This is a genomic window from Mesorhizobium sp. LCM 4577, assembly GCF_001854795.2.
GTDB classification, from domain to species: Bacteria; Pseudomonadota; Alphaproteobacteria; order Rhizobiales; family Rhizobiaceae; genus Mesorhizobium; species Mesorhizobium plurifarium.
The window spans coordinates 261,005-287,932 of the sequence record NZ_MDDU01000002.1 but is presented as its reverse complement, the minus strand read 5'-3'; the positions used below and the strand labels follow the sequence as shown (position 1 = coordinate 287,932).

Annotated in this window: 21 protein-coding genes; 12 read left to right on the top strand and 9 right to left on the bottom strand. The window is 64.6% G+C overall.

All coding sequences use genetic code 11. The features are described 5' to 3' along the window. Position 1 precedes the first annotated feature (1 nt). The 3 genes from LCM4577_RS05875 to LCM4577_RS05865 form a co-directional block, all read right to left on the bottom strand. Positions 2–3,133 carry an efflux RND transporter permease subunit gene (locus LCM4577_RS05875; RefSeq protein ID WP_071070169.1) on the bottom strand — a complete coding sequence of 1,044 codons (3,132 nt, stop codon included), beginning with the start codon at positions 3,131–3,133 and terminating at the stop codon, positions 2–4. After that, positions 3,130–4,281, bottom strand: a complete 1,152-nt coding sequence (locus LCM4577_RS05870; protein ID WP_071070167.1) for an efflux RND transporter periplasmic adaptor subunit — start codon at positions 4,279–4,281, stop codon at positions 3,130–3,132. The genes LCM4577_RS05875 and LCM4577_RS05870 overlap by 4 nt, the downstream gene beginning before the upstream one ends. A 224-nt stretch (positions 4,282–4,505) precedes the next feature. Continuing rightward, positions 4,506–5,330 carry a MurR/RpiR family transcriptional regulator gene (locus LCM4577_RS05865; RefSeq protein ID WP_040990416.1) on the bottom strand — a complete coding sequence of 275 codons (825 nt, stop codon included), beginning with the start codon at positions 5,328–5,330 and terminating at the stop codon, positions 4,506–4,508. 142 nt (positions 5,331–5,472) lie between these two features. Between LCM4577_RS05865 and LCM4577_RS05860 the strand changes: the two genes are divergently transcribed. The 12 genes from LCM4577_RS05860 to LCM4577_RS05805 all read left to right on the top strand — a co-directional run bounded on the left by LCM4577_RS05860 (position 5,473) and on the right by LCM4577_RS05805 (position 19,970). Next, positions 5,473–6,291 (top strand): N-formylglutamate amidohydrolase, encoded by an 819-nt coding sequence (locus LCM4577_RS05860; protein ID WP_071070165.1) that lies wholly within the window; start codon positions 5,473–5,475, stop codon positions 6,289–6,291. Positions 6,292–6,312: 21 nt separating this feature from the next. Further along, the gene (locus LCM4577_RS05855; protein ID WP_071070163.1) at positions 6,313–7,869 is read left to right on the top strand and encodes an amino acid permease; all 1,557 of its coding nucleotides are present in this window, start codon (positions 6,313–6,315) and stop codon (positions 7,867–7,869) included. Positions 7,870–7,956: 87 nt separating this feature from the next. Next, a complete protein-coding gene (locus tag LCM4577_RS05850) occupies positions 7,957–9,327 on the top strand; it encodes a glutamine synthetase family protein (protein ID WP_071070161.1) in 1,371 nt (456 codons plus the stop codon). Positions 9,328–9,475: 148 nt separating this feature from the next. After that, positions 9,476–10,864: an aldehyde dehydrogenase family protein gene (locus LCM4577_RS05845; RefSeq protein WP_071070159.1), complete on the top strand. Its 1,389-nt coding sequence runs from the start codon at positions 9,476–9,478 to the stop codon at positions 10,862–10,864. Between the two features lie 18 nt (positions 10,865–10,882). Beyond that, positions 10,883–12,055, top strand: a complete 1,173-nt coding sequence (locus LCM4577_RS05840) for an iron-containing alcohol dehydrogenase (RefSeq protein ID WP_041012620.1) — start codon at positions 10,883–10,885, stop codon at positions 12,053–12,055. A 245-nt stretch (positions 12,056–12,300) separates the two neighbouring features. Beyond that, positions 12,301–13,407: an ABC transporter substrate-binding protein gene (locus tag LCM4577_RS05835; protein WP_040990149.1), complete on the top strand. Its 1,107-nt coding sequence runs from the start codon at positions 12,301–12,303 to the stop codon at positions 13,405–13,407. A 60-nt stretch (positions 13,408–13,467) separates the two neighbouring features. Continuing rightward, a complete protein-coding gene (locus LCM4577_RS05830) occupies positions 13,468–14,376 on the top strand; it encodes an ABC transporter permease subunit (RefSeq protein WP_041004825.1) in 909 nt (302 codons plus the stop codon). After that, a complete protein-coding gene (locus tag LCM4577_RS05825; protein ID WP_071070158.1) occupies positions 14,373–15,164 on the top strand; it encodes an ABC transporter permease in 792 nt (263 codons plus the stop codon). The genes LCM4577_RS05830 and LCM4577_RS05825 overlap by 4 nt, the downstream gene beginning before the upstream one ends. Before the next feature lie 15 nt (positions 15,165–15,179). Further along, complete coding sequence (locus tag LCM4577_RS05820) at positions 15,180–16,244, top strand: ABC transporter ATP-binding protein (RefSeq protein ID WP_040990142.1); 1,065 nt, start codon at positions 15,180–15,182, stop codon at positions 16,242–16,244. Positions 16,245–16,420: 176 nt separating this feature from the next. Beyond that, complete coding sequence (locus LCM4577_RS05815) at positions 16,421–17,974, top strand: sodium:proton antiporter (RefSeq protein WP_071070156.1); 1,554 nt, start codon at positions 16,421–16,423, stop codon at positions 17,972–17,974. Between the two features lie 225 nt (positions 17,975–18,199). Beyond that, positions 18,200–19,117: an endonuclease/exonuclease/phosphatase family protein gene (locus LCM4577_RS05810; RefSeq protein WP_071070154.1), complete on the top strand. Its 918-nt coding sequence runs from the start codon at positions 18,200–18,202 to the stop codon at positions 19,115–19,117. 7 nt (positions 19,118–19,124) lie between these two features. Beyond that, positions 19,125–19,970: an EamA family transporter gene (locus tag LCM4577_RS05805; RefSeq protein WP_041012623.1), complete on the top strand. Its 846-nt coding sequence runs from the start codon at positions 19,125–19,127 to the stop codon at positions 19,968–19,970. Between the two features lie 10 nt (positions 19,971–19,980). Here LCM4577_RS05805 and LCM4577_RS05800 read toward each other — a convergent pair whose 3' ends face one another. The 6 genes from LCM4577_RS05800 to LCM4577_RS05775 all read right to left on the bottom strand — a co-directional run bounded on the left by LCM4577_RS05800 (position 19,981) and on the right by LCM4577_RS05775 (position 26,918). Beyond that, complete coding sequence (locus LCM4577_RS05800; RefSeq protein ID WP_071070151.1) at positions 19,981–21,198, bottom strand: MFS transporter; 1,218 nt, start codon at positions 21,196–21,198, stop codon at positions 19,981–19,983. A gap of 94 nt (positions 21,199–21,292) precedes the next feature. Beyond that, positions 21,293–21,613, bottom strand: a complete 321-nt coding sequence (locus tag LCM4577_RS05795; protein ID WP_244508227.1) for a Dabb family protein — start codon at positions 21,611–21,613, stop codon at positions 21,293–21,295. A 7-nt stretch (positions 21,614–21,620) separates the two neighbouring features. Next, a complete protein-coding gene (locus LCM4577_RS05790; protein WP_071070149.1) occupies positions 21,621–23,249 on the bottom strand; it encodes a GMC family oxidoreductase in 1,629 nt (542 codons plus the stop codon). Between the two features lie 6 nt (positions 23,250–23,255). After that, entirely contained in the window at positions 23,256–24,017 is a 762-nt protein-coding gene (locus LCM4577_RS05785) for a 3-ketoacyl-ACP reductase (RefSeq protein ID WP_071032881.1), read from the bottom strand. A gap of 199 nt (positions 24,018–24,216) precedes the next feature. After that, positions 24,217–25,734: a GMC oxidoreductase gene (locus LCM4577_RS05780; RefSeq protein WP_071070147.1), complete on the bottom strand. Its 1,518-nt coding sequence runs from the start codon at positions 25,732–25,734 to the stop codon at positions 24,217–24,219. A 68-nt stretch (positions 25,735–25,802) separates the two neighbouring features. Further along, entirely contained in the window at positions 25,803–26,918 is a 1,116-nt protein-coding gene (locus LCM4577_RS05775; RefSeq protein WP_071070145.1) for an ABC transporter ATP-binding protein, read from the bottom strand. Positions 26,919–26,928: the final 10 nt, after the last annotated feature.

The window sequence follows — 26,928 nt, the reverse complement described above, 5'->3', positions numbered from 1 at the left end:
CCTACTCGGCCGGCTCCAGGTCGACATAGGCTGCTTCCTCGAGCTCACGCTTCAGCCGGGCTTCCTCATGCGCCTTGGGCGTGACGAAGCGGCCGAGCAGGAGATAAGCGACCGGGGTGAGGAACAGGGTCGAGACGGTGGCTAACCCAAGGCCGCCGACGATAACCCAGCCCAGCGCCACGCGCGCCTCGGCGCCAGCGCCGGCGGCCAGCACCAGCGGCACGCCGCCGAGCACGGTGCAGATCATGGTCATCATCACCGGGCGCAGGCGAATGGTGGCCGCCTCCTCGATCGCCTCCCGCACGCCTGCCCCGCGGTCGCGCAGTTGGTTGGCGAACTCGACGATGAGGATGCCGTTCTTGGCCATGACGCCGACCAGAAGAACCAGGCCGATCTGGCTGTAGGCATTGAGGCTGGTGCCCGACAGGAGCAGCGCGAAGATGGCGCAGGCCAAGCCCAGCGGCACGGTCGCCATGATGATGACGGCGCTGACGAAGCTCTCGAACTGCGCCGCCAGCACCAGGAGGATGATGACCAGGGCGAAGCCGAAGACGGCGATCATGGCGCTGTTGCTCTCGCCGAGCGTGGCGGCCTCGGCGAGCGGCAGGATGCGCGCGCCGGGCGGCAGCAGCGGCGCCGCGATCTGCTCGGCGCGGGTCAGCGCCTCGCCGAGCGCGAAGCCACTGCCGAGATTGGCGGTGATCGCGACCGAGGGCTGCTGCTGCTCGCGCGTCAGCGACGGCGGCACGGCGCGCTCGGTCAGCGTGGCGATGGTCGACATCGGCACGAAGCGGCCATCGGACGTCTTCAGGAAGATGTTTTCCAGATCGGTCGGATCGTTGATCGGGTTGGTGGTCGAGACCAGCTTCACGCCATAGCTGCGGTCGGCGATGTAGACGTCGACGACATCGTTGCCGTCGAGCATGGCCTGCAGCGTGTCGGCGAGCCCGGTGATGTCGATGCCGAGATCGGAGGCGCGTTCGCGGTCGATGGCCACCGCGAGCTGCGGCTGCGTCGGATCGACGGAAAGCCGCGGCGTCTGGAAGCGGGGATCCTGGCGCATCTCGTCGACGATCTTCACCGCCGCCTCGCTCAGCGCCTTGCGGTCGTTGCCGACCAGCGCGAATTGCAGGCCGTTGCCGGCGCCGCGGATGCCAAGGCTGTTCGGCTGCACCGGAAAGACGCGCACGCTCGGCACCTGTTTCGTCAAGCGGCTGATATCGGCCATGATCTCCTGCTGGCTGCGGCTGCGCTCGTCCCAGGGCGCCAGCGTCATCACCATGAAGCCCGAATTGTAGGAGCCGTTGTTGCCGGCGTTCTCGAAGGTCGACCGGATCTCGCCGGAATCACGCAGCGGCTGGATCAGTCGCTCGATCTTGCGCATCTGCTCGGTCGTGTAGTCGAGGCTGACGCCTTGCGGCGCGTTGATGCGCAACAGCACCACGGCGCGGTCCTCCGTCGGCGTCAGCTCCTGGCGGATGGTGCCGAACAGGGTGAAGGCGGTGCCGGCGAAGATGAGCGCGACCAGCACCACGATCCAGGGTGCGTCGAGGCAAAGATGCAGGCAACGCTTGTACAGCCGATGCAGCGCCCCGCCGATGCGCGCGCCGATGCCTGTGCCGCCTTCATGGTGAAGCGAGGCGCTGGTCAGCATGCGCGAGGCAAGCATTGGGCAAAGCGTCAGCGCGACCACGCAGGAGAGCAGCACCGACATCGCCAGCACGAAGCCGAACTCGCGGAACAGGCCGCCGGTCTGTCCCGGCAGGAAGGAGATCGGCACAAAGACGGCGACCAGCGTCAGCGTCGTGGCGACGACCGCGAAGAACACTTCCTGGGTGCCGAGCACCGCCGCGGCGCGCGGCCCCATGCCTTCGTTGCGGCGGCGCACGATGTTTTCCAGCACGACGATGGCGTCGTCGACGACAAGACCGGTCGCCAGCACCAGCGCCAGGAGCGTCAGGATGTTGACGGAAAAACCGGCGAGATAGATGGCCGCGATGGTGCCGATCATGGCGACGGGCATCGACAGGCCGGGGATCAGCGTCGCGCGCCAGTCGAGCAGGAAGGCGTAGATGACGATCAGCACGATCGAGACCGAGAGCGCCAGCGCGATCTCGACCTCATGCACGGCGCCGTTGACGAAGACGGCGTCGTCGCTGGTGACCTTGATCGACATACCCGCGGGCAGCGTCTCCTGCAGCTTCGCGACGGCGGCCCTGACGCCGGTCGAGATGTCCAGCGTGTTCGATTCCGCCTGGCGTATGATGCCAAGGCCGATACCGGTCTTGCCGTCGGAGCGCAGCGAAGTCTGGCCGATATCGGGTCCGAGCGTCACCGTGGCGACGTCGCGGATGCGGGTCGCGCCGCCGATGACGATGTTCTCGAACTCCTCCGGCGTGGTCACGTCGGCGGTGGTCCGCACGATGAGGTCCTGGTTCGTCGTGGTGATCGAACCGGCCGGGGAATCGAAGGCGACCGAGGCAAGCGCCGTTCTTAGGTCGGCAACGGTGAAGCCCTGGCTCGCCAGCTTGTTCTGGTCGACGTCGATGCGGAAGATCTTGTCGCGGTCGCCGGACACCTGGACGTCGGCGACGCCGGGCACCGCGGCAAGCTCGTCCTCGATGCGGTCCTGAACCAGCACCGTCATGTCCTGCACCGACATCGTGTCGGAGGTGACCGCGAGCCGCATCACCGGATCCGAATTCGCGTCGGCCTTGACGATGCGCGGCGCGTCGGCGGTTTCGGGCAGCTGGTTGGTGATGCGGCTGACGGTATCGCGCACGTCGGAGGCCGCGACGTTGAGGTCGACACCGTCGTTGAACTCGATGGTGACGCGGCTCTGGCCGAAAGAGGACGTCGACGAGATCGACTTGACGCCTGAGACGCGCGCGACGGCGCCTTCGATCGCGTCGGTCAGCTCGCGGTCGACGGTTTCGGCGGCCGCGCCCTCGAAGGTGGTGTTGACTGTGATGACCGGGCGGTCGACATCCGGCAATTCGCGGATTTCGACGCCCCAGAAGGCGGCAAGCCCGGCAACAGCGATCAGCGTGTTGAGCACGAAGGCCATGACCGGCCTGCGGATGAAAAGCGCGGTGAGGCCCGATCCCCGAGCGGCGTCGCCGATGCTCATCATGAGCCTTCGGCCTCGGTGGCGCTACCCTGGCCGGCGATGCGGACATCGCCGCCTTCGCTGACGCTCTGCGTGCCTTCGGTCACCACCATGTCGCCGCTCGCGACCGGCGCATCGATCAGCACCGTCTCGGTGTTGCGCTGGATAATACGCACCGGAACGCGCTTGGCCTTGCCGTCGGCGACGGCCCAGACATAGGCGCCGTCGGTTCCCCACTGGATGGCAAGGGGGTTGACGGCCGGATAGGTATCGCCGGAGAACCGCATGCCGATCCGGAAGGACATGCCGGCGCGCAGCGAATCGGCGGGGTTGGCGATCGTTGCCTTGACGAGCAGCGTGCGGCTGTTCTCGTCGATGTGGTTGTCGATGGCCGAGACGGTGCCGGTATAGACCTGGTTAGGGTTGGCCAAGGGCGTGGCCGACAGCTGGGCGCCGACCTTGACCGCGGCGGCGAAACGTTCCGGCACCCAGAAGTCGACCAGGATCGAGGACCGGTCGTCAAGCGTGGCGATCGCCGATTGGCTGGTGACGTAGTTGCCGGCGGCGATCGGCAGGATGCCGACGGTGCCTTCGATCGGCGCCACGATCGAGCGGCGCTCCAGCGCGAGCTCGGCGTCGCGCAACGCCAGCTTGGCATTGGCGAGCGTCACCTGGGCATCGGCGACGGCCACCGGCGTGGCCGCGTTGGAAGCCCTGAGCGATTTCACCCGGTCGAGCTTGGACTGCGCATCCTCGATCGCCACCTGCGCGCGGTCGCGCGCGATCACTTCCACATCGGAATCGAGCTTGGCGATGACATCGCCCTTTTCGACATGCGTGCCGGACTGGACCAGCAACTCGGTGAGGCGACCGGACGAATATGGGTTGACGGTGACCGTCGCGTTGGCGCGGCCGGTGCCGATCGCTTGCAGCCTGTCGTTGATGGTGGCGGTGCCGGCGGGCGAAGCGACGATGGTGACGACCTGACCTGCGCGGCTGCGTCCGGACTGACCGGGGCCGGCGCTCTCCGTAGCCGGAGGCGTCGCGGTGATGGCCCAGTCCAGCCCCCAATGCGACAGTATCTGTGGCGCGCCGGGATAAAAGCGCGCCCAGGCGGCCACGGCGGCAACCAGAATCACAAGCGCTGCAACAATCTGCTTCCAGCTCGACATCGACACTCCAGCGGCAGGACTCGTCTGCCGGATTCCAGAAGGAAGCAAGCACATCGACGACACGGGGTGGGGGCGAAAACCGGCCACTCCACACCCTGATATCAGCGGTTTATGGCAATTATCACGCAAACGTGCACATTAAATCTAGGTAACGTGAACGCGGGGCGCGGTTGGGACCCTTGCGTTTTGCCGCGTTTGGCCGGCGGCCACCGGCTTTCGCCCGGCTAGCGCAAGCTCTCCAGGTCGCGGATGCGCTTGGCGCCGGCGGCTTCCAATTGCCTGGTCACGGCGCCGATCAGCGTTTCGGCGACCACGAACAGAGCGGCCGACGAATCCCAGGCCGACGGCACGGCGGTGCGTCCGGCGATCACATGGCGGGCAAAGCGGGCGATCGGCGACAGCCACTGGTCGGTGAAGAGAATGATCTGCACGCCGCGGTGATGCGCCTTCTCGGCGAAGCGGACCAGACTTTCCTGGTAGCGGCGGATATCGAAGATCACCAGCACGTCGCGCTTGCCCATGTCGATCAGGCGGTCGCGCCAAATGCTCTCCTGGCCGGCGAGGTGATAGACGTCCGGTTGGATGATGGCGAGATGGGCAGCCATGTAGCGCGCCAGCGGATCGGTGAAGCGGCCGCCGATGAGGAAGGTCTTGCCGCGCCGCTCGGCAAGCCGCGCGGCGATGTCGGCGAGCTGTTTGTCGGTAAGGTGGCGGAACGTCTCGCGCATGTTGTCGAGCGTCGCCTCGAGCATCGGCGAGACGGCGCCGCCGGCCGAGCCCGGATTGAGCGTGCGCGAAGCGGGCGACTGCAATTGCGCCGCCAGCTCATCCTGCAGCGCCGATTGGAATTCGGGGTAGTTCTGGAAGCCGAGCCTGGCGACGAAGCGCAGGATCGTCGGCGAGGACACGCCGGCCGCGGCCGAAAATTCGGCGACCGTCTTCAGCCCGGTCAAAGGATAGTTGGCAATCAGCGTCTGGGCGGCGCGGCGCTCGCCGGCCGGCATAGCGCCGATGCGGTCAGAGATCAGTTCGGCAATGCTGGAAATCATGTTTTCCCCCGCCCGTTGACCCGCCGCCGCCGGTTTCCCGAATTCGCGTTTGACAAAGCCGGTCAAACTGTATGAAATCATTCACAGGGACGCAATGAGACAAAATACGTAACATAAGATACAGCGTTCCGCAGGGGACGATATGGAGAAAGCTCGGCCCGCTAGCCTTGCCCCGTCTGAGACCGTCAGGGTGACCAATCCCGACGGATCCAGCCCCTTCGTCTTCACCTGCGATCACGCTTCCAACTTCCTGCCCGCCGAATTCGGAACGCTCGGCCTGCCGGCCGCGGACCTTTCCCGTCATATCGCGTGGGATCCGGGCGCGCTTCCTGTCGCCCTCCGCATGGCCGAGGCGCTCGACGCGACGTTGATCGAGACCCGCGTGTCGCGGCTCGTCATCGACTGCAACCGGCCGCTCGACGCGCCGGACCTCGTGCCGCCGGTCAGCGAGACCACCGCCATTCCCGGAAATTCGGGCCTGTCCGACAAGCAGCGCGCCGCGCGCATCGACCTTGCCTGGCGCCCCTTCCACGACACGATCGCCCAGATCATCGAGCGGCGGCTGGCGCGGGGTCAGGAAACGCGGCTGGTGTCGGTGCACTCCTTCACACCGGTCTACAAGGGCAAGAGCCGGCCATGGCATATCGGCATCATCCATGATGACGACCGCCGCCTGGCAACGCCCCTGGTCGCGGCGCTGCGGCGGCTTGCCGGCGTCACCGTCGGCGTCAACGAACCCTATTCGCCGGCCGACCGCGTCTATTTCACGCTGGAACGGCATGCGCGGTCGCGCGGGCTGCCCTGCGCGATGATCGAAATCCGCAACGACGAAATCGCCGGCGAGACCGGGCAGCGGAAATGGGCGGATCTGCTCACAGGCATATTTTCGAATCTGGAGCCCGAGGAGGCCAAGGGCTCCCGACAAAGCGCAATGGGTAAGTCAGTACAATCGGCCAGCTAAGAACCAACAGGGGACTTCCAAATGGCAGCAGACGACTATACCGAAGTCGATAAGGCGAAGGATATTCAGGTCCTTCACAGCATGGGCTATGCCCAGGAACTGGAGCGGCGGCTCAGCCGCTTTTCGAATTTCGCGGTTTCCTTCTCGATCATCTGCATCCTGTCCGGCGGCATCAACTCGCTGGCGCAGGCGACCTCGGGCGCCGGCGGCATCGGCGTCGRCATCGGCTGGCTGGTTGGCTGCTTCGTGTCGCTCACTTTCGCCGTCGCCATGTCGCAGATCAGCTCGGCCTATCCGACGGCCGGCGGCCTCTATCACTGGGGTTCGATCCTCGGCAATCGCGGCACCGGCTGGGTGACGGCCTGGCTCAACCTGCTCGGTCTTATCACCGTGCTCGGCGCTATTAATGTCGGCACCTGGACCTTCTTCGTCGGCGCCTTCGGTCCGGCGCTCGGCATCGAGGGCACGTTGACCAACCAGATGATCTTCCTGGTGATCATCACCGGCGCCCAGGCGCTGATCAACCATCTCGGCATCAAGCTGACGGCGAAGCTGACCGATTTCTCCGGCTATCTGATCTTCTTCGGCTCGATCCTTATCGCGGTGGTTTGCCTGCTGTTTGCCCAAACCTGGGACTTCAGCCGCCTCTTCACCTTCCACAACTACTCCGGTGATGCCGGCGGCGGCGTGTGGCCGCAAGTATCGAACGCCTGGGTCTTCGCACTCGGCCTGCTGCTGCCGATCTACACGATCACGGGCTATGACGCTTCCGCGCACACTTCTGAGGAAACCATCAAGGCGGCGTCTTCCGTGCCGCGCGCGATGGTGATGTCGGTCATCTGGTCGGCGCTGTTCGGCTACCTGTTCCTGGCGGCCTTCGTGCTGATGATCCCGAACATGGACGACGCGGCCAAGCAGGGCTGGAACGTGTTCTTCTGGGCTTTCGACCAGCGCGTCCCGTCCGGCCTCAAGGAGTTCGTCTACCTGGTCGTGTTCCTGGCGCAGCTCCTGTGCGGCCTCGCCACCGTCACCTCCGCCTCGCGCATGATCTTCGCCTTCTCGCGCGACGGCGGACTGCCCGGCTCGGCGGCGCTTGCCAAGGTCAGCCCGACCTACCGCACGCCGGTGGCGGCGATCTGGACTGCCTCGATCCTGTCGGTGCTTTTCGTATGGGGCTCGTCGGTGGTCTCGGTCGCCGGCACCTCGGCCTATACGATCGTGGTGTCCTGCACCGTCATCTTCCTGTTCCTCTCCTTCACCGTGCCGATCGTGCTTGGCATGATGGCCTGGGGAACGCCGAAGTGGGACAAGATGGGCCCGTGGAACATGGGGCGCGGCATCTTCATGCTGTTCGCCTTCCTGTCGATCGTGTCGATGATCCTGATCTTCGTCATCGGCATCCAGCCGCCGAACGACTGGGCGCTCTACATCACCGTCGGCTTCTTCATCCTGACGGCGATCGTCTGGTTTGCTTTCGAGCGCAACCGCTTCCAGGGTCCGCCGCTGGGCGACATCATCGCGGCGCGCCAGGCGGCGATCAAGGCGGCCGAACAGGCGGTCGGCGAGACCGGCCACTGAACCTTCGCTTCACGGCCATGGCCGGCGTACGCCGGCCATGGTTCTCGTTTCTCCCCTCAAATCGACAAGCACTGGAGCGCCAAAGGAATGGCCGGGAATTTCTCGTTCGATCAGTTGAAGAAAGCGGTCTCGAACGGCGAGATCGACACGGTGCTGGCCTGCATCGTCGACATGCAGGGCCGGCTCGCGGGAAAGCGTTTCCTGGCCCAGTATTTCGTTGATTCAGCGCATGGCGAGACGCATGGCTGCAACTATCTCCTGGCCTGCGACATCGATATGGAGCCGGTGCCGGGCTACAGGGCGGCGAGTTGGTCGAAGGGCTATGGCGATTTCGTCATGAAGCCGGACCTGTCGACGCTGCGGCGCATTCCGTGGCTGGAGAAGACGGCGCTGGTCATCTGCGACGTGCTCGACCATCACACGCATGACGACCTCGCGCACTCGCCACGCGCGATCCTGAAGAAGCAGGTCAAGCGGCTGCAGGAGCGCGGCTATATCGGCTATTTCGCCTCCGAGCTCGAATTCTACCTGTTCAGCGAAACCTACGAGTCCGCCCGCAAAAAGCATTGGCAGGGGCTGGATAGCGCCTCGCCCTATATCGGCGACTACCAGATCGGCATCACCACCAAGGAAGAAGGCGTCATGCGCCGGCTTCGCAACGAGATGGAGGCCGCTGGCATTCCGATCGAAAACTCCAAGGGCGAGTGGGGACCGGGCCAGGAAGAGATCAATGTGCGCTATGCCGAGGCGCTCGAGATGGCCGACCGCCACGTCATCCTGAAGAACGGCGCCAAGGAGATCGCCGATTCCGAAGGCAAGGCCATCTCCTTCATGGCCAAATACAATTATGGACTCGCCGGCAATTCGAGCCACATCCACAATTCGCTGTGGAGCGCCGATGGCAAGACGCCGCTGTTTTTCGACAGACAAGCCGATTGGACGCTGTCCAGTCTCGGCCAGCAATGGGCGGCCGGCCAGCTCAAATACGCCAAGGAGTTCACCTGGTTCCTGGCGCCTTACATCAATTCCTACAAGCGCTTCCAGGCCGGCACCTTCGCGCCGACCAAGATCATGTGGAGTGAGGACAACCGCACCGCCGGCTTCCGGCTCTGCGGCGAGGGCACCAAAGGCATCCGCATGGAGTGCCGCATCGGCGGCGCCGACCTCAATCCCTATCTCGCCTTCGCGGCGCTGATCGCGTCGGGCCTCGCCGGCATCGACGAGAAGCTGGAATTGCAGAAGCCTTTCGTCGGCGACGCCTATCAGGCCTCGCGCCTGCCCGAGATCCCGAAGACGCTGCGCGACGCCACCGAGACGCTAGCCAAGTCGAAGATGCTGAAGCAGGCCTTCGGCGACGAGGTGATCGAGCATTATGTGCACACCGCCCGCTGGGAGCAGTTCGAATACGACCGCCGTATTACGGATTGGGAACTGCATCGGGGCTTCGAGCGGTATTAAGGTGCCGCGTTAGCGTCGGCGCTGTCCCGGCCTTCAGCGAAGGAGAAGGCGGGCAGCGCCTTTGAGCCTCGGCGCAGGCCCTGCCGGCCGGCGCATGAAGGAAGCGCCAGCCACATCATTGCGAGTGTTATAAAACTGCGAGGAACACATGACCGAAACGGTCAAACTCAAATCCCCCATCGACGGCTCGATCTACGCCGAACGGCCGGTCGCGAGCGACCAGGCGATCAGTGCGGCGGTCGAGCGCGCCAGGGCGGCGCAGGAGAAGTGGGCCGAGACGCCGGTCGTCGAGCGCGGCAAGTATATGCTGGCGATGCTGGAAGCGCTGGTCGCCATGACCGACGAGATCGTGCCCGAGATCGCCTGGCAGATGGGCCGGCCGGTGCGCTATGGCGGCGAGTTCGGCGGCGTCAAGGAACGCACCAGCTATATGGTCGAGATCGCTGAAGCTGCGCTGAAGCCGGTCATGGCCTCCAATCCGAAGGACGGCTTCCGCCGCTATGTGAAGAAGGTGCCGCTCGGCGTCGTGCTGGTGATCGCGCCGTGGAACTATCCCTATCTCACCGCGGTCAACACCATCGTGCCGGCGCTGATGGCCGGAAGCGCCGTCATCCTCAAGCACGCGGCGCAGACACTGCTCGTCGGCGAACGCTTCCAGCAGGCTTTCGACAAGGCCGGCCTGCCCAAGGGCCTGTTCCAGAACCTCATCATGAACCATGCCCAGACCGAGAAGCTGCTCGGCTCGGGCAAGATCGACCATGTCAACTTCACTGGCTCCGTCGCTGGCGGCCGCGCCATCGAGAAGGCCGCGGCGGGCACCTTCATGACGCTCGGCCTCGAGCTCGGCGGCAAGGACCCGGCCTATGTGCTGCCCGACGCCAAGCTGGACCATGCGGTCGCCAACCTGGTCGATGGCGCCTTCTACAATTCCGGCCAGTGCTGCTGCGGCATCGAGCGCGTCTATGTGCATGAGAAGGTCTATGACGAGTTCGTCGAGGGCTTCATCGCCGAGACGAAGAATTATATCGTCGGCAATCCGCTGGAGCAGGYGACCACCATGGGCCCGATGGCGCAGGCGCGTTTCGCCGACCTGATCCGCGAGCAGAAGGCAGAAGCGCTGCGCAAGGGCGCGATCGCGCACATCAACATGAAGGTCGAGAACGACAAGCCGGGCTCGCCCTATCTGGCGCCGGAGGTGCTGACTGAGGTCGACCACCAGATGAGCGTGATGCGCGAGGAAAGCTTCGGGCCGATCGTCGGCATCATGAAGGTGCGCAACGACGAGGAGGCGATCGCGCTGATGAACGACAGCCCCTATGGGCTGACGGCCTCGATCTGGACGCGCGACACGGAGCATGCGATCGCCATCGGCGACCGCGTCGAGACCGGCACCGTGTTCATGAACCGTTGCGACTATCTCGATCCGGCGCTGGTCTGGACCGGCGTCAAGGACACCGGCAAGGGCGCGGCGCTCTCGGCCATCGGCTACGACAATCTGACCCGCCCGAAATCCTATCACCTGCGTGAAGCGATCTGACCTTTCGAAAGACAAAAAATGTCCAAGCTCATCTCCAAATGGAACTACCCCACCACCGTCCGTTTCGGCGCCGGCCGCATCAAGGAACTGCCGGATGCGCTGGCGGCCGCCGGCATCAAGCGTCCGCTCTTCGTCACCGATCCCGGCCTGGCGAAACTGCCGGTCGTCGCCTCGACGCTGAAGATCCTCGACGACGCCAAGGTCCCCTATGGCGTGTTTTCGGAGGTGAAGCCGAACCCGGTCGAGTCCAACCTCACCGCCGGCATCGCCGTGTTCAAGAAGGGCAAGCATGACGGCGTCATCGCCTTCGGCGGCGGCTCGGCCCTCGATCTCGGCAAGCTGATCGCCTTCCAGTCCGGACAGACGCGTCCGGTGTGGGATTTCGAGGATATAGGCGACTGGTGGACCAGGGCCAATTCGGATGCGATCGCGCCGATCATCGCCGTGCCGACCACGGCCGGCACCGGCTCCGAGGTCGGTCGCGCCGGCGTCATCACCAATGAGGAGACCCATACCAAAAAGGTCATCTTCCATCCGAAGCTTCTGCCGGCGATCGTCATTGCCGATCCGGAGCTGTCGGTCGGCATGCCTGCCTTCATCACCGCCGGCACCGGCATGGACGCGCTTGCGCACTGCCTCGAGGCTTATTGCGCGCCCGGCTATCACCCGATGGCCGACGGCATCGCGGTGGAAGGCATCCGGCTGGTGTTCGAGAACCTGCCGAAGGCTTTCGCCAACGGCAAGGATCTCGTCGCCCGCGCCCACATGATGAGCGCCGCCGCCATGGGCGCCGCCGCCTTCCAGAAGGGGCTGGGCGCCATCCATTCGCTGTCGCATCCGATCGGCGCGCTCTACGACACCCATCACGGCATGACCAATGCCGTGTTCATGCCCTATGTGCTCGCCTTCAATCGAGAGGCGATCGAGGACCGTATCGCCAGGCTCGCCGCCTATTGCGGCATAAAGGGCGGCTTCGACGGCTTCGCCAAGGCAGTCATCAAGCTGCGCAAGGAGCTCAAGGTGCCGCACGCGCTGCCCGGCCTGATCAAGGGGCTCGACATGGACAAGAAGCGCAAGGCGCTGATCGCCGATATGGCGGTGGTCGACCCGACGGCCGGCGGCAATCCGGTCAAGCTCACCAAGAAAGCGGCGCTGGCGCTGCTCGAAAACGCGATCGCCGGCTCCGTCTGAGAGCCGGCTTTCAATGCCGAAGAGTTGAAGAAAGGGCGAGCAGCTGGAGGAGGAGCGGGGCAAAAAACAAGGCGGCTAACCATTAGCCGGAAAATTAAGCGCGGGCTAATTGCTACAGTCCGTTAAAAAGAGTTAACTTTTTTCGCCGCGGGGCTCCGGTTTCAAAAAGCCTTCATCTGGCTGTCACACGAAAACGATACCCGCATCGCAGGCGCCCAACGGCGCCAGTTCAACGGAGAGAACACATGTTCAAGTTCACGGGGAAAGTGCTTTCCCTCTCGGCCGCGACGCTCTTTGCGTCGACGATGATTTCGTCCGCGGATTCGCTGGACGATCTCGCCAAGGCCGCGACGGCGGAAGGCCAGCTCACTGTCATCGCGCTTCCGCATGACTGGTGCGGCTATGGGGCAGTGATCGACGCTTTCAAGGCTAAGTATCCAGGAATTACCATCAACGAACTCAATCCCGACGCCGGCTCGGGCGACGAGGTCGAGGCGATCAAGGCCAACAAGGATAACAAGGGTCCGCAGGCCCCCGACGTCATCGACGTCGGCCTGGCTTTCGGCCCCTCGGCCAAGAAAGACGGCCTGTTGATGCCTTACAAGGTCTCGACCTGGGATTCGATCCCGGACAGCGCCAAGGATGCCGACGGCGCCTGGTACGGCGACTATTACGGCGTTCTGTCGTTCATGGTGAACAAGGATCTGGTCAAGAACGTTCCGGCCGACTGGGCCGACCTTCTGAAGCCGGAATACGCCAACTCGGTTGCGCTCGCCGGTGATCCGCGCGCGTCGAACCAGGCGATCCAGGCCGTCCACGCTTCCGGTCTGTCCACCGGCGCCGCTGCCGGCAAGGCCGCCGGCGAAGCCGGCCTCGACTTCTTCAAGAAGCTCAACGCCGGCGGCAACTTCGTTCCGGTCATCGGCAAGCCGGCCACGCTCGCGCAGGGTCAGACGCCGATCCTGATCAACTGGGACTACAACAACCTGTCGGGCCGCGACACGCTGAACGGCAACCCGCCGACCGATATCGTCATCCCGAAGACCGGCGTCGTCGCCGGCGTGTACGTGCAGGCGATCAGCGCCTACGCGCCGCATCCGAACGCCGCGAAGCTGTGGATGGAATACCTCTATTCCGACGAAGGCCAGATCGGCTGGCTGAAGGGTTATTGYCACCCGATCCGCTTCAACGACCTCGCCAAGAACGGCAAGGTTCCGCAGGAGCTGCTCGACAAGCTGCCGCCGGCAGACGCCTATGCCAAGGCCGTGTTCCCGTCGCTCGACGAGCAGGGCGCTGCCAAGGAAGAGATCACCAAGGGCTGGGACTCGGTCGTCGGCGCCAACGTCAAGTAAGTCGATGCTCTTCCGGGCGGCCTTGCGCCGCCCGGATTCCCTTATTGAAGGCAGTCAGGCATGACCGATATCAGCCTTTCAGGACCGTCCGCCGCCGGTAAGACCATTCCGCCCGGCGCGCGCGCGATGCGTCTGCCCACGCAATGGCTGGGCGTCGCGCCTTTCATCATCTTCGCGTTGATGTTCCTGATCCTGCCGACGCTCTATCTCATCATCGGCGCGTTCCAGAACGCCGACGGCGGCTTCACGCTGCAGAACATCGCAGATCTCGCGCAGCCGACCATCGTTGCCGCCTACTGGATCTCGATCAAGGTTTCCGTCGCCTCGTCGCTGCTTGGCGCCTTCATCGGCCTCGCCATCGCCATCGCCATCGTGCGCGGCGGCCTGCCCAACTGGACGCGTTCGGCGGCGCTCACCTTCTCGGGCGTCGCCTCGCAGTTTGCCGGCGTTCCGCTGGCCTTCGCCTTCCTGGCGACGCTCGGCCGCCTCGGCCTGCTCACTGTGCTTTTGCGCTCGATCGGCTTCGACCTCTATCAGCACGGCTTCAACGTGCTGTCCTTCTGGGGCCTGACGCTGACCTATCTCTATTTCCAGATCCCGCTGATGGTCGTCATCATCGTGCCGGCGATCGACGGCCTGAAAAAGGAATGGGGCGAGGCCGCCGCGACGCTCGGCGCCACCCAGTGGCAGTACTGGCGCATGGTCGTCATTCCTGTCCTGTGGCCGAGCTTCCTCGGCACCTTCATCCTGCTTTTCGCCAACGCCTTCGGCGCCATCGCCACCGCTTATGCGTTGACCGGCTCGTCGCTCAACATCGTGCCGATCGTGCTCTATGCGCAGATCCGCGGCGACGTGCTGCACAACGCCAATCTCGGCTATGCGATCGCCTTCGGCATGATCTTCATCACCGGGCTCGCCAATGTCTTCTACATCTGGTTCCGGACCCGCTCGGAGAGGTGGCTCAAATGAAGTCGGGTAAGTTCTGGGCCTGGCTGACGTTCGTCCTCGGCGCCGCCTATTTCTTCATTCCGCTGATCGCGACGCTGGAATTCTCAATGCGCATGAAGCGCGGCGAATATTCCTTCGAGGCATACCGCGTCGTGCTCGGCGATGCACGCTTCCAGGAATCCTTCACCTTCTCGGTGGTGGCCGCGATCTTCACCATCATCCTCGGCGTGCTTCTGGTGGTGCCCACCGCCTACTGGATCCGGCTGCGCCTGCCCCAGCTCAGGCCGATCGTCGAATTCGTCACGCTGTTGCCGCTGGTCATTCCCGCCATCGTCATCGTGTTCGGCTATATCCGCATGTACGGCTCTAGCTCGCCGCTGYCGTTCCTCGCCAGCGGCTTAGGCACCAACGCATTGCTCGTCATCGGCTATGCGACGCTGGCGCTGCCTTACATGTACCGCGCCGTCGATACCGGCCTTCGCACCATCGACGTCAGGACGCTCACCGAAGCGGCGCAGATCCTCGGCGCCGGCTGGACGACGATCATCGGACGCGTGATCCTGCCCAACGTGCTGATCGCGGTTCTGTCCGGCGCCTTCCTGACCTTTGCCATCGTCATCGGCGAGTTCACCGTGGCCAGCCTGCTCAACCGGCCGGCCTTCGGCCCGTATCTGCAGAACATGGGCGCCAACCGTGCTTACGAGCCAGCGGCACTTGCCATCATCGCCTTCGCCATTACCTGGGGCTGTATGTCGCTGATCCAGGTCCTGTCCCGCTTCGCGCCGAAATCGGCGAACCGCCCTAATTGAGCGAAAGAGAAAGCCATGGCTGAGCCATTCCTCTCAATCCAGCACGTTCGAAAATCCTTCGGCGCCACAACCGTGGTCCAGGACTTCAATCTCGATGTCGAACCGGGCGAATTCGTCTCCTTCCTCGGGCCGTCGGGCTGCGGCAAGACGACGGTGCTGCGCATGGTGGCCGGTTTCGAGGAGCCGTCGGCAGGCAAGATCGTCGTAGCCGGCAAGGATATCACCAGGCTGAAGCCGAACCAGCGCAATGTCGGCATGGTTTTCCAGGCCTATGCGCTGTTCCCGAACCTGACGGTGGCGCAGAACATCGCCTTCGGCCTCAAGGTGGCCGGCATGTCGAAGCCGGACGCGGACAGGCGCGTCGCCGAGATGCTCGACATGATCAAGCTGCCACAGATGGCCGACCGCTATCCCTACCAGCTTTCCGGCGGCCAGCAGCAGCGCATCGCGCTCGCGCGCGCCATTGCGCCGAAGCCGAAGCTGCTTTTGCTTGACGAGCCGCTGTCGGCGCTCGACGCCAAGGTGCGCGTGTCGCTGCGCGAGGAAATCCGTTCGATCCAGAAGAAGCTCGGCATCACCACCATCTTCGTCACGCACGACCAGGAAGAAGCGCTGTCGATCTCCGACCGCATCGCGGTGATGTATGGCGGCCGGGCCGAGCAGGTCGGGACGCCGTTCGAGATCTACAACCGGCCGGCGACCAAATTCGTCGCCAATTTCGTCGGCACGCTCAACGTGCTGGAGGGCAAGGTCACCGACGCCTCGGCCGGCAAGGTGCAGGTCAACGCGCAGGAAGTCTCGCTCAAGGGCAAACTCAACGGCTCGAAGTCCGGCGATACGCTGTCGCTGGCGCTGCGGCCGGAAGCGATCTCGCTGGCGCGCCAGCCCGGGCACGACACCAGCCTGTCGGGCGAGATCGCCGAAGTGCATTTCCTCGGCTCGGTCATCCGCGTGCGCGTCGGCATCGGCGGCAACACGGTTTCGCTCGATACCTTCAACAATTCGACGACGCCGCCGCCGGTCGTCGGCGACAAGGCGGATATTTCGTTCTCGTCGGGCGATATGCTGGTCCTGCACTGACGGCCCTGGCCGTCCTGATGCCGATAAGACATGCCAGGGGCTCTCGGTGGTATACGGGCGCCATCGGTTTGTCCTGCGAGCACACCCTATGAGGCAGCGCGGGTTTGCCGGATAAATCAACAGCATCCTGACTCGAAGGTACTGCCAAGCTTCGCGCTTCGCCGCTACGATGAGCCATGGCTCTGTTCGAACTTACGCTCGTCCTGCTTCTGATCGCCGTCGCGCTGACGGCGCTGTCGCGGCGGCTGGAGGTGCCTTACCCATCGCTGCTGGCGCTTGCGGGCGTTGGGCTTGCCTTTGTGCCGGGCGCGCCGGTGATCGAGATCGATCCGGAACTGGCGCTGGCGCTGTTCATCGCGCCGGTGCTTCTCGATGCCGCCTATGACACCTCGCTGCGCGACCTGAAGCGGTACCGGCTGTCGCTGGTGCTTTTGGCGCTCGGCGCCGTCGTCTTCACCGCGGTGGTCGTCGCCTTCGTCGGCTGGAAAATGGCCGGACTGCCGATCGCGGCGGCGATCGCGCTCGGCGCCATCGTCGCGCCGCCGGACGCGGTCGCGGCAAGTGCCGTGCTCAGCCAGTTCAAGGTGCCGCACCGCATCACCGCGATCCTGCAAGGGGAGAGYCTGCTCAACGACGCCACGGCGCTGCTGATCTACCGGATTTCGGTCGCGGCAGCGGTCGGCACGCTCATGCTGAAGGACGCGGTGCCRGTCATCCTGCTCGCGACGGTCGGTAGCGTTATCGCCGGCTATCTGTTCGGCCGCGTCTCACTGCTGGCGCTCACCCGCATCGAGGACGCGGCAAGCAGCACCGTTGTGCAGTTCGCCGGAACCTTCGCCGTCTGGATCATTGCCGACAAGCTCGGTCTGTCCGCCATCATCACAATCGTCGTCTATGCCATCACCATCGCGCGCACCGCGCCGCGCCGGATGTCGGCGAGACGTCGCGTCAGCACCTATTCGGTCTGGGAGTCGGCGGTATTCGTGCTCAACGTGCTGGCTTTCGTGCTGATGGGCCTGCAGGCGCGGTCGATCGTCGGCCGTCTCTCCGGCGACGGGCAAGGCGGAGCATTCCTGTTCGCCGCAACGGTGCTTGTCGTCGTCATCGTGGCGCGGCTCGTGTGGGTGGCGGGTTACGTCGCGGTCATACGCTGGTTCGCCCGCTCCGGCGGCGAAGACAGAAAGCAGGATGCGCCGACGTTTCGCGGCGCCGTGCTTGTCGGCTGGTGYGGCATGCGCGGGCTGGTGACGCTGGTGGTGGCAATTGCCTTGCCGGCCAATTTTCCTGGGCGTGACCCGATCGTGCTTGCCGCGTTCGCTGTCGTGCTTGGCACGTTGGTCCTGCAGGGGATAAGCCTGAAGCCGCTTCTGCGCTGGCTCAATTTCGAGCGGGATATGACGATCGATCGCGAAGTAGCCGAGGCGCGCGTCGCCATCATGCAGGCCGCGCTCGACGTGCTGAACCGCAAGACATCGGCCGCTGCCGCCGTCGTGCGCGAGCAGTATGAGGCGCAGCGGCGGGTTGCGGAAAACCCCGACGACGCGCAAGCCGCGACGGAATACGACCGGTTGCGCCTTTACGCCATCAAGCGGCAGCGCGACACGCTGGAGGAACTGCGCAGCAACGGCACGATCGGCGACGAGGCCTACCACCGGCTGGAAGAGGAGATCGACTGGTCGGAACTGGCGGCGTCGCCCGCCGGAAGCTTCCAGCCGCTGACGACCTATTAGCGCGGTTCGCCGGGTTCCATTGGACTATTCCACTTGTCCTGCCGGTCCATTGCAACGCAAGGGGCCTGGCGCTAGAGCGTTTCACCTGAAACGGCGAACCGCTCTATGTCTTTTTTCTCGACGCAATTCCGGACGGAAAGGTTACGGCGAAGACGCCGAACTTAAACGCTCACACTTTTCCTGGAATTGCGCTACTGCAATCGCCAGAAGTGAGCCGGTTAATCAATGAAGCTGATCAGCTACAACATCCAATACGGCTACGGCAGCGACGGGCGCTATGATCTCAGCCGCTGTGCCAGGCTGGTGGATGGCGCCGACATCATCGCGCTGCAGGAAGTCGAGCGGCATTGGCAGCGCACCAATGAGGACGATCAGCCCGAGATCCTGTCCAGCTTGCTGCCCGACTATTACTGGGCCTATGGCCCCGCCTTCGACATGGATGCCAGCGAGAGGCGCGGCGGCCGCATCGTCAATCGCCGGCGGCAGTTCGGCACGATGGTGCTGTCGAAGCTGCCGATCGTCTGGTCGCGGCTGCACACGCTGCCGCTGCGGCGCACGCTGAGGCCGCTCAACACCCGCAACGCGGCGCTGGAGTGCATGATCCGTACGCCGGCGGGACCAGTGCGCGTGTTCTCGCTGCATCTTGCCCATATCGCGGCCGAGGAGCGGCTGGAGCAGATCGACTATCTCAATACCGAGCATCGTCGCGCGCCGTCCGACGGCGGCCCCTGGAGCGGCGTCGACGATGAGCCGCGACGCAACTGGTCGAACGGCCAGCCGGAACCCGAAAACCCGGTGGCGGCGATCTGGCTGGGCGATTTCAACATGGAGCCAGGCAGCGCCGAATACCGGCGCATCGTCGGCAATACCCCCTATCACCGCGGAGCCGCCTATATCGACGGATTCGTCGATGCCGCTTCCGTCGCCACCGAGCCGGGACCGGACTTCCATACGCACGAAAAGATCATCGACGGCAGGCTGGCGAGACGACGGCTCGATCATTGTTTCGTCGGCGGCATGCTGGCCGGGCGCGTGCGTTCGGTCAGCGCCGATATCGGCGAGGTGGCTTCCGATCATTTTCCGCTTCGGGTCGATATCGATCTGGAAACGCCGGGCATCGGCTCAAGTCTGGCGGGCAGGTGAGGCGGGGATGACGCTGTTCGTCTTCCTGGCGGTGCTTTCGGCGGCGGCCATGCACGCGATCTGGAACGCGCTGGTCAAGGTCCATCTCGACCGCTTCCTGTCGATCACGCTGATGACGCTCGGCATGGGCGCCGCGGCACTTGTGGCGCTGCCCTTCGTCGAAGTGCCGAAGGCCGAGGTCTGGCCATTCATCCTCGCCTCCGTTTTCTTCCACATGGGCTACCGGACCTTCCTGATCGGCGCCTACAAGGCGGGCGATTTCGCCCAGACCTATCCGCTGGCGCGCGGCACCGCGCCGCTGCTCTCGGCGCTGGGCGGCATCGTCGTGGTCGGCGAGGTTCCGGCGCCCTTCGCCATCCTCGGCATCGTGCTTCTGTCGGCAGGCACGCTGGTCATGTCGTTTCGGGGTGGGGCGCATCTGGAGAAACTCAATCTGCGCGCGGTCGGCTTCGCGCTCGCCACCTCGATCTTCATCGCCAGCTACACGCTTTCCGACGGCAGCGGCGCGCGGCTGGCCGCAACCGCGCAAAGCTACGCGGCCTGGCTGTTCGTCTGTGATGCGGCATGGGCGCTCGTCCTGTGCATTGCCTTCCGCGGACCGCGGTCGCTTCCGGTGCTGGCGCGCGACTGGAAGGCCGGGCTGTTCACCGGCGTGCTCAGCGGCGCAGCCTACTGGATCGTGATGTGGGCAATGACCAAGGCGCCGATCGCCTCGGTCGCGTCGCTGCGCGAAACCTCGATCCTGTTCGCCATGCTGATCTCGGTGCTGGCGCTGGGCGAGAAGATGACGGCCTGGCGCGCGGCCGCGGCGCTCGGCATTGTCGCCGGCGTCGCCGCGCTCAGGATGGGTTGAAAACAGATACTCAGCTGAGCACGGTCATCACCTGGCCGCGCTTTTCCGGACTGAAGCGGATGACGACGATGATGCAGACGGCGACCACGCCGGCGAACAGGGCCAGCGCATAGCCGTAGCTGCCTCCCGGCGCTTCGGCGATCCCCGCCTGGTAGGGGCCGCCATAGGAAGCCGCCAGATTGCCGGCCTGGTAGATGAAGCCGGGCAGCGTCGCCCGCACCGAGCCCGGCGACAATTCGTTGAGATGCACCGGGATGACGCCCCAGGCGCCCTGCACCGCCACCTGCATGATGAAAGCGCCGATCGCCAGCATGAAGGGCGTGGTCGTATAGGCCCAGAGCGGAATTGCCGGCAAGGCGATCACGCAGGCGAGCGTGATGGCGTTGATGCGGCCGATCCTTTCCGACAGCGCACCGAAGGCAAGGCCGCCGACGATGGCGCCGATATTGGCGACGATGGTGATCCAGCTCACCGTGTGCGTGTCGAAGCCGTGCTGCTTCTTCAGGAAGGTCGGATAGAGGTCCTGCGTGCCATGGCTGAAGAAGTTGAAGAACATCATCAGCACCACGGCATAGAGCGCGATGCCCCAGTGCTTCCGCAGCGTTTCGAGGAGRCCTGGCCGTGTCTGGGTGCGGCCTTCGACGAAGGCCGGCGATTCCGGCACATGCGAGCGGATGAACAGCACGACCAGGGCCGGCACGAAGCTCAGGAGGAACATGGCGCGCCAGCCGAAGGTGAAGTCGCCGATCTTCTGCCCATAGAGCAGGCCATAGACCACCGCGGCCAGCAGATAGCCGGCCGGATAGCCGCATTGCAGGATGCCCGAGACCGTGCCGCGCGCGCTGGGCGGGATGGATTCCATGGCAAGCGAGCTGCCCAGGCCCCATTCGCCGCCCATGGCGATGCCGAACAGGGCGCGCAGCGCGAGGAATACGCCGAGGTTGGGCGAGAAGGCGGCTAAGGCGCCGATCACCGAATAGCTGACGATGTTGAGCATCAGGATCGGCTTGCGGCCGTATTTGTCGGCAAGCATGCCGAAGAAGAACGCGCCGATGAAGCGCGTCGCCAATGTCAGGAACAGTGCTTTGGAGACCGCCGGCACGTCGGTCTGGAACTCAGCGGCAATATCGGTAAGCAGGAAGGTCAGAAGGAAGAAATCAAAAGCGTCGAGCGTCCAGCCGAGAAACGATGCGACTACGGTTTTCTTCTGCTCAGCGGTGAGGTTCAAGGCGGTCCTCCTTTTGCATCCCCCAAAAGCAACGATATGTTCCTGGGCGGGCAAAAGAGAACGGGACAGCAGCCGGTTTTAAGCCGGCGAGCGGTCACATTTGCGTCACTTCGAGATCGATGACCATCAGCCCATCGGTACCGCCCTCGAGCGCGGCGACCAGGCGGGCGCCGGCGCGCTGATGCGCTTCGTGCGCCAGATAGGCGTCGCGGGCGGCGGCGTCGCGGAAATCGATGGTGAAGCCGTGGCCGAAGCCGCGCGCAAACGGCTCGGGACTGACATTGGCGCTGAACTCTACCTTGCCCATGCCGTCGATGACGGCGCGCAAGGTTTCGAGATCGGCATGGATCGCCGCGCGCTCGGTTTCAGGAACGTCGTCGCGAAAACGGACAAAGACGCAATGCCGGATCATCATTGATGCCTCACGCCGCCTGGTTGCCCTTGAACACGGCCGGCGGCAGCGGCTCGCGGCCGAGGATGAGATCAGCGCCTTTTTCGCCCACCATGATGGTGGGCGCATTGGTGTTGGAGGAAGGCACGCGCGGCATCACCGAGGCGTCGCAGACGCGTAAGGCGTCGATGCCGCGCAACCTCAGATCCGGCGTCACCACGGCCATCGCGTCATGACCCATGCGGCAGGTGCCGACGGGATGATGATCGGTCTTGGACGTGCGGCAGGCATAGTCGAAAAGGTCGGCGTCACTCTGCAGGGCAGGGCCGGGCAGCACCTCGCGCAGCACATAAGGCTGAAGCGCCTTCTGGCGCATGATCTCGCGCGCCAGCCGCAGGCCCTTGATCGACATGTCGCGGTCGTAAGGATCGGACCAGTAGTTCGGATCGATCAGCGGATGGTCGGCCGGATCGGCGCTTTTCAATCGCACTGTGCCGCGCGAGCGCGGGCGCAGGAAGGCGGAATTCAGCGTCACGCCCGGGTTCTTCAGCTTCTCGACGCCGGCTTCGATGCCGGAGCCGAGACCGAGATGGAACTGGATGTCGGGCGAGGCGGCTGTCGGGTCGGCGTACCAGAAGCCGCCGGTCTCGAACAGGCTCGAGGCCACGGGACCCTTCTTGAGCAAGAGGTATTGCAAGCCGGCCCATATCGTGCGGTGCAGCTTGGCGTAGTTGTCATAGGTGTGGTCGCCGGTGCATTCGGCGATCACGAACAGGTCGAGATGGTCCTGCATGTTGGAGCCGACGCCGGGCAGGTCATGCACCGGCGTGACCCCAACCGATTTCAAATGGTCGGCCGGGCCGATGCCCGACTGCATGAGGAGCTTGGGCGAACCGATGGCGCCCGACGAGACGATCACCTCGCGGTCGGCGCGCAGGATGGTCTTCTCGCCGCCCGGCTTGTCGACGATCTCGACGCCGACGGCGCGGCCCTTCTCGACGACGACGCGGGTGACGAGCACGTCAGTCCTGACCGTCAGATTCTTGCGGGCACCGATCGGCTTCAGATAGGCGACGGAAGCGGATGAGCGCCGGGCGTTCTTTTGGGTCAACTGATAGTAGCCGACACCTTCCTGGCTCGCGCCATTGAAGTCCGGATTGAAGGGTATGCCCATTTCCTGGCCGGCGCGGAAATAGGCCTCGCAGATCGGCAGCGGCGAGATCGGATTGGAGACACCGAGCGGGCCCTGGTCGCCATGGAAATCGTTGGCGAAGCGCTGGTTGTTCTCGGCGCGCTTGAAATAGGGCAGCACGTCGCGATAGCCCCAGCCGGCGAGGCCTTCTTCCTTCTCCCAGGCGTCGTAGTCGCGGGCGTTGCCGCGGGTGTAGATCTGGGCATTGATCGAGGAGCCGCCACCGACGACCTTGGCCTGCGTGTACCAGAAGACGCGGTCCTTCATGTTCTTCTGCGGCACGGTCGACCAGCCCCAGGAGGCGATGCCTTTGGTCATCTTGGCGAAGCCCGCCGGCATGTGGATGAGCGGGTGCCAGTCCTTCCCGCCGGCTTCCAGCAGCAAAACGGAATTGGACGGATCCTCGCTCAACCGGTTGGCGAGAACGCAGCCGGCGGGACCGGCGCCAACAATGATGTAGTCAGCCATTGTTCCTCACAAGCGTGGCACCGAGAGCGCGCCATCGACATCGATGACCGATCCGGTCGAAAAACCGAATTTTCCGGAGGCAAGCGCGGCGACCACGGCACCAACATCGGCGGCCTCGCCCCAGCGTTTCGCCGGCACCAGCCCGCCGTCGATCAGCGCGTCATATTTGGCCGAAACGCCGGAGGTCATGTCGGTGCGGATGATGCCCGGCCGCACCTCGAACACGCCGATATCTTCGGCGGCGAGCCGCAGCGCCAGGTTCTTCACCCACATCGAAAGCCCGGCCTTGGAAATGCAGTAGTCGGCGCGCTCCGGCGAGGCCATGGCTGCGCTCACCGACGTGATGGTGATGATCGACCTTGTTGGAACGGCAGGCTTCGCCAGCATGGCCTTGGCGACGGCCTGGCTGAGGAACAAAGTGCCGCGAAGGTTGATGGCGAGCGCACGATCGAAGTTATCCGGTTTCAGCTCCAGCAGATCGCCGCGCACCACGGCGCCGACGCCGGCATTGTTGACCAGGCAATCGATGTGGCCGAAGGCGTTGATCGCGGCTTCGACGAGCGCGGCGTGGCTGGCGAGATCGGCGATGTCGCAGCGGGCGTAGGCGAACTCCGCGCCGTGCTTGACGATCTTTTCGGGCAGTCCATCAGCGGGCTTCTCAGCAAGGTCGGCGACAAGAATATCGAAACCTGCCTCGGCTAACGCGTCCGCGCAGGCCAGCCCGATGCCGCGCGCTCCGCCGGTGATGATGGCTGACGGGCGGGTCATTGGAAGCTGATCCTGCGGAGGTCGGCGCTGCCCCTCATCGCCCTGCCGGGCACTTCTCCCCGTATAGTGACGGGGAGAAGGACGCTGTTATCGGCGCTTTCGCCAATTGCCAAAGGAGCGCAGGGGTTGCGGCCAGCCCTCTTCTCCCCGTTTACGGGGAGAAGGTGCCGGCAGGCGGATGAGGGGCGGCGCCAGCCCATCATGCGGCAAGCTCCGTCTTGCGGATGTGATCGGCGACACGCAACGCTTGCGCCGCGATCGACAGCGCCGGGTTGACCGCGGCCGATGTCGGCAGGAAGCCGGCGTCGACGAYGTAGAGATTCTGGTGGTCGTAGGCGCGGCAGAACGTGTCGAGGGGTGAAGTGGCCGGGTCGTTGCCCATCTTCACCGTGCCGCATTGATGCGAGGGCGTGCGCTTGTCGAAGGGGCGCGACAGCACGATCGGATAGCCGCAGGCGCGAAGGTTCTCGCGCATGACCTTGGTCAGGCCTTCCAGCGACTGCATGTTGGAGCGCCGCCACTGCATGACGATCTCCTTGCCGTCGACCATGATGCGGCTTTCGGGGTCGGGCAGATCCTCGCACATCAGGTACCAGTCGACGGCGTGGCCGGCCATGAAGTCGAGCACGAATTTCGGCATCGTCTTCACATTGGCCTTGAGCATGTTGCCATCGATCTTGCCGAGCAGCTGCACATTGCCGAGCGGCTTGCCGCCCTTGCCGTCCGACAGATAGTAATCGTTGAGCATCAGCGTCTTCTGGTAGACGCTGTCGTTGCGGCGGCGCGGGTCGATCGCCAGCATCGCGCTCGAATTGTGGTTCATGAAATTGCGCCCGACCTGGTCGGAGCTGTTGGCGAGGCCTTTGCCCCCATTCTTGCCAGTATTGGCTGAAGGCGAGCGCAGCAGGATGGCGGCCGAGTTGATCGCGCCGGCGGACAGGATGACGAGCTTCGGCGACAGCGTCTTTTGCGCGCCGTTCTTTGTGTAGTGGATGGCGGCAATCGTTTTGCCGTCCGGCGACGTTTCCAGCCAGTCGACATGCGCACCGGTTTCAAGCCGGATGTTCTTGTCGGTGAGCGCCGCCGTCAGCGGGCCGGTCTGGGCGTCGATCTTGCCTTGGCCGGTGTTGGGGAAGGCGTCCCAGCCGGTCTTGCCTTCCTTCAGCCAGGTCTCGATGTCGACGCCGAGCGGCAGCGAAGCGGGATGCAATCCGAGGGCTTTCAGTTCGGCGCGGGCGCGCGCGATCGGCGGCTCGTCCGGCACCGGCTTGAAGGCGTAGGGGATCGAATGGAATGGCTCGGTCGGGTCCTCGCCGAGCGAGCCGCGCACGCGAAACAACTGCTCGGCCTTCGAATACCACGGCTCGAATTCGTCATAGGAAAACGGCCAGGCCGGCGAGACGCCGCCGAAATGCTCGAGCTCGGAAAAATCCTCCTTGCGGTAGCGGATGAGGACCGCGCCGAAGAATTTCGAATTGCCGCCGACATAGTAGTAGTTGCCGGGGTTGAAGGCAGCGCCGCCGGCCTCGCGCCACATCTCCTTCGGCCGGTAGTGCTCGTCGATGAAGATCGATCGCGTCGAGCGCGCATGCGGCGTCGCGGGCAGCGGCTCGCCGCGCTCCAGGATCAGGATCGAGGCGCCGCTGCCGGCCAAGCCGGAGGCGATCGTGGCGCCGCCGATGCCGGAGCCGATGATGACGATATCCGGGTTTGCCATAGTCTAAAGATCTTTATTTTGATGCATGTCGTTGCCCCAAAACCGGAGCCACTTTTGGGCGACATGCATCAGAGAATGCGCTTCTCGGTCGCCGGGTCGAAGAACACCGCCTTGCTGAGGTTGAAGGCAAGCGGCGTGCTGGTGCCGGGCTGGATCCTGGCGTCGGCTCTGAGCCGCGCCACCACGCCCTTGCCACCGAGATTGGTGACGGCGAAAGTGTCCGATCCCGCCGGCTCCACCACTTCGATATGGCAGTCGGCCGTGGCGATGCTCGAACCGTTGCGTTCGGCGCCCTCCGGGTCGGTCAGCGCCTCGGGCCGGACGCCGAAGATGACCTGCTTGTCCTTGAAGGCCGACAGGCCAGCAGGCGCGCCGGGCATCGGCAGCACGATCGGCTGGCGCGCCTCGCGGTCGAGCACCACCGAGAGCGCGCTGCCATTGCCGTCGATCTTGGCCGGGATCAGGTTCATCGCCGGCGAGCCCATGAAGTCGGCGACGAAGATGTTGGTCGGGTTGTTGTAGATCTCGGCCGGCGTGCCGAACTGCTGCACCTCGCCGTCGCGCATGACAGCGATCTTGGTCGCCAGCGTCATCGCCTCGATCTGGTCGTGCGTGACATAGACGATCGTCGTGCCGGTGGTGGCGTGCAGGCGCTTGATCTCGATGCGCATGTCGACGCGCAGCTTGGCGTCGAGGTTGGAGAGCGGCTCGTCGAACAGGAAGAGTTTCGGGTCGCGCACCAGCGCCCGGCCCATCGCGACGCGCTGGCGCTGGCCGCCGGAGAGCTGGCTGGGCTTGCGGTTGAGCAGGTGGCCGATCTGCAGGATCTTGGCCACCTTGTCGATCGCCGCCTKGCGCTCGGCCGCCGGCACGCCGCGCATCTCCATGCCGAAGGCGATGTTGCCGGCCACCGTCATGTTCGGATAGAGCGCGTAGCTCTGGAAGACCATGGCGATGTCGCGCTTCGAAGGATGCAGGTCGTTGATGGCGCGGCCGTCGACGCGGATCTCGCCCTCGGTGATCTGCTCCAGCCCGGCGATCGTGTTGAGCAGCGTGGACTTGCCGCAGCCGGACGGGCCGACCAGCACCAGGAAGCCGCCCTTTTCGAGCTCGACATTGATGCCCTTCAGGATCTCGACATTCCCGAAGCGCTTCTTCAGCCCATCAATTTCCAGAAAAGCCATGGTCGTTCCT

Excerpts from the sequence above, each read along its gene's own strand:
- LCM4577_RS05820 (WP_040990142.1), top strand. The coding sequence starts at position 15,180 with ATGGCTGAGCCATTCCTCTCAATCCAGCACGTTCGAAAATCCTTCGGC.
- LCM4577_RS05840 (WP_041012620.1), top strand. The coding sequence starts at position 10,883 with ATGTCCAAGCTCATCTCCAAATGGAACTACCCCACCACCGTCCGTTTC.
- LCM4577_RS05795 (WP_244508227.1), bottom strand. The coding sequence starts at position 21,613 with ATGATGATCCGGCATTGCGTCTTTGTCCGTTTTCGCGACGACGTTCCT.
- LCM4577_RS05875 (WP_071070169.1), bottom strand. The coding sequence starts at position 3,133 with ATGATGAGCATCGGCGACGCCGCTCGGGGATCGGGCCTCACCGCGCTT.
- LCM4577_RS05865 (WP_040990416.1), bottom strand. The coding sequence starts at position 5,330 with ATGATTTCCAGCATTGCCGAACTGATCTCTGACCGCATCGGCGCTATG.
- LCM4577_RS05810 (WP_071070154.1), top strand. The coding sequence starts at position 18,200 with ATGAAGCTGATCAGCTACAACATCCAATACGGCTACGGCAGCGACGGG.
- LCM4577_RS05805 (WP_041012623.1), top strand. The coding sequence starts at position 19,125 with ATGACGCTGTTCGTCTTCCTGGCGGTGCTTTCGGCGGCGGCCATGCAC.
- LCM4577_RS05790 (WP_071070149.1), bottom strand. The coding sequence starts at position 23,249 with ATGGCTGACTACATCATTGTTGGCGCCGGTCCCGCCGGCTGCGTTCTC.
- LCM4577_RS05830 (WP_041004825.1), top strand. The coding sequence starts at position 13,468 with ATGACCGATATCAGCCTTTCAGGACCGTCCGCCGCCGGTAAGACCATT.
- LCM4577_RS05850 (WP_071070161.1), top strand. The coding sequence starts at position 7,957 with ATGGCCGGGAATTTCTCGTTCGATCAGTTGAAGAAAGCGGTCTCGAAC.
- LCM4577_RS05860 (WP_071070165.1), top strand. The coding sequence starts at position 5,473 with ATGGAGAAAGCTCGGCCCGCTAGCCTTGCCCCGTCTGAGACCGTCAGG.
- LCM4577_RS05785 (WP_071032881.1), bottom strand. The coding sequence starts at position 24,017 with ATGACCCGCCCGTCAGCCATCATCACCGGCGGAGCGCGCGGCATCGGG.
- LCM4577_RS05870 (WP_071070167.1), bottom strand. The coding sequence starts at position 4,281 with ATGTCGAGCTGGAAGCAGATTGTTGCAGCGCTTGTGATTCTGGTTGCC.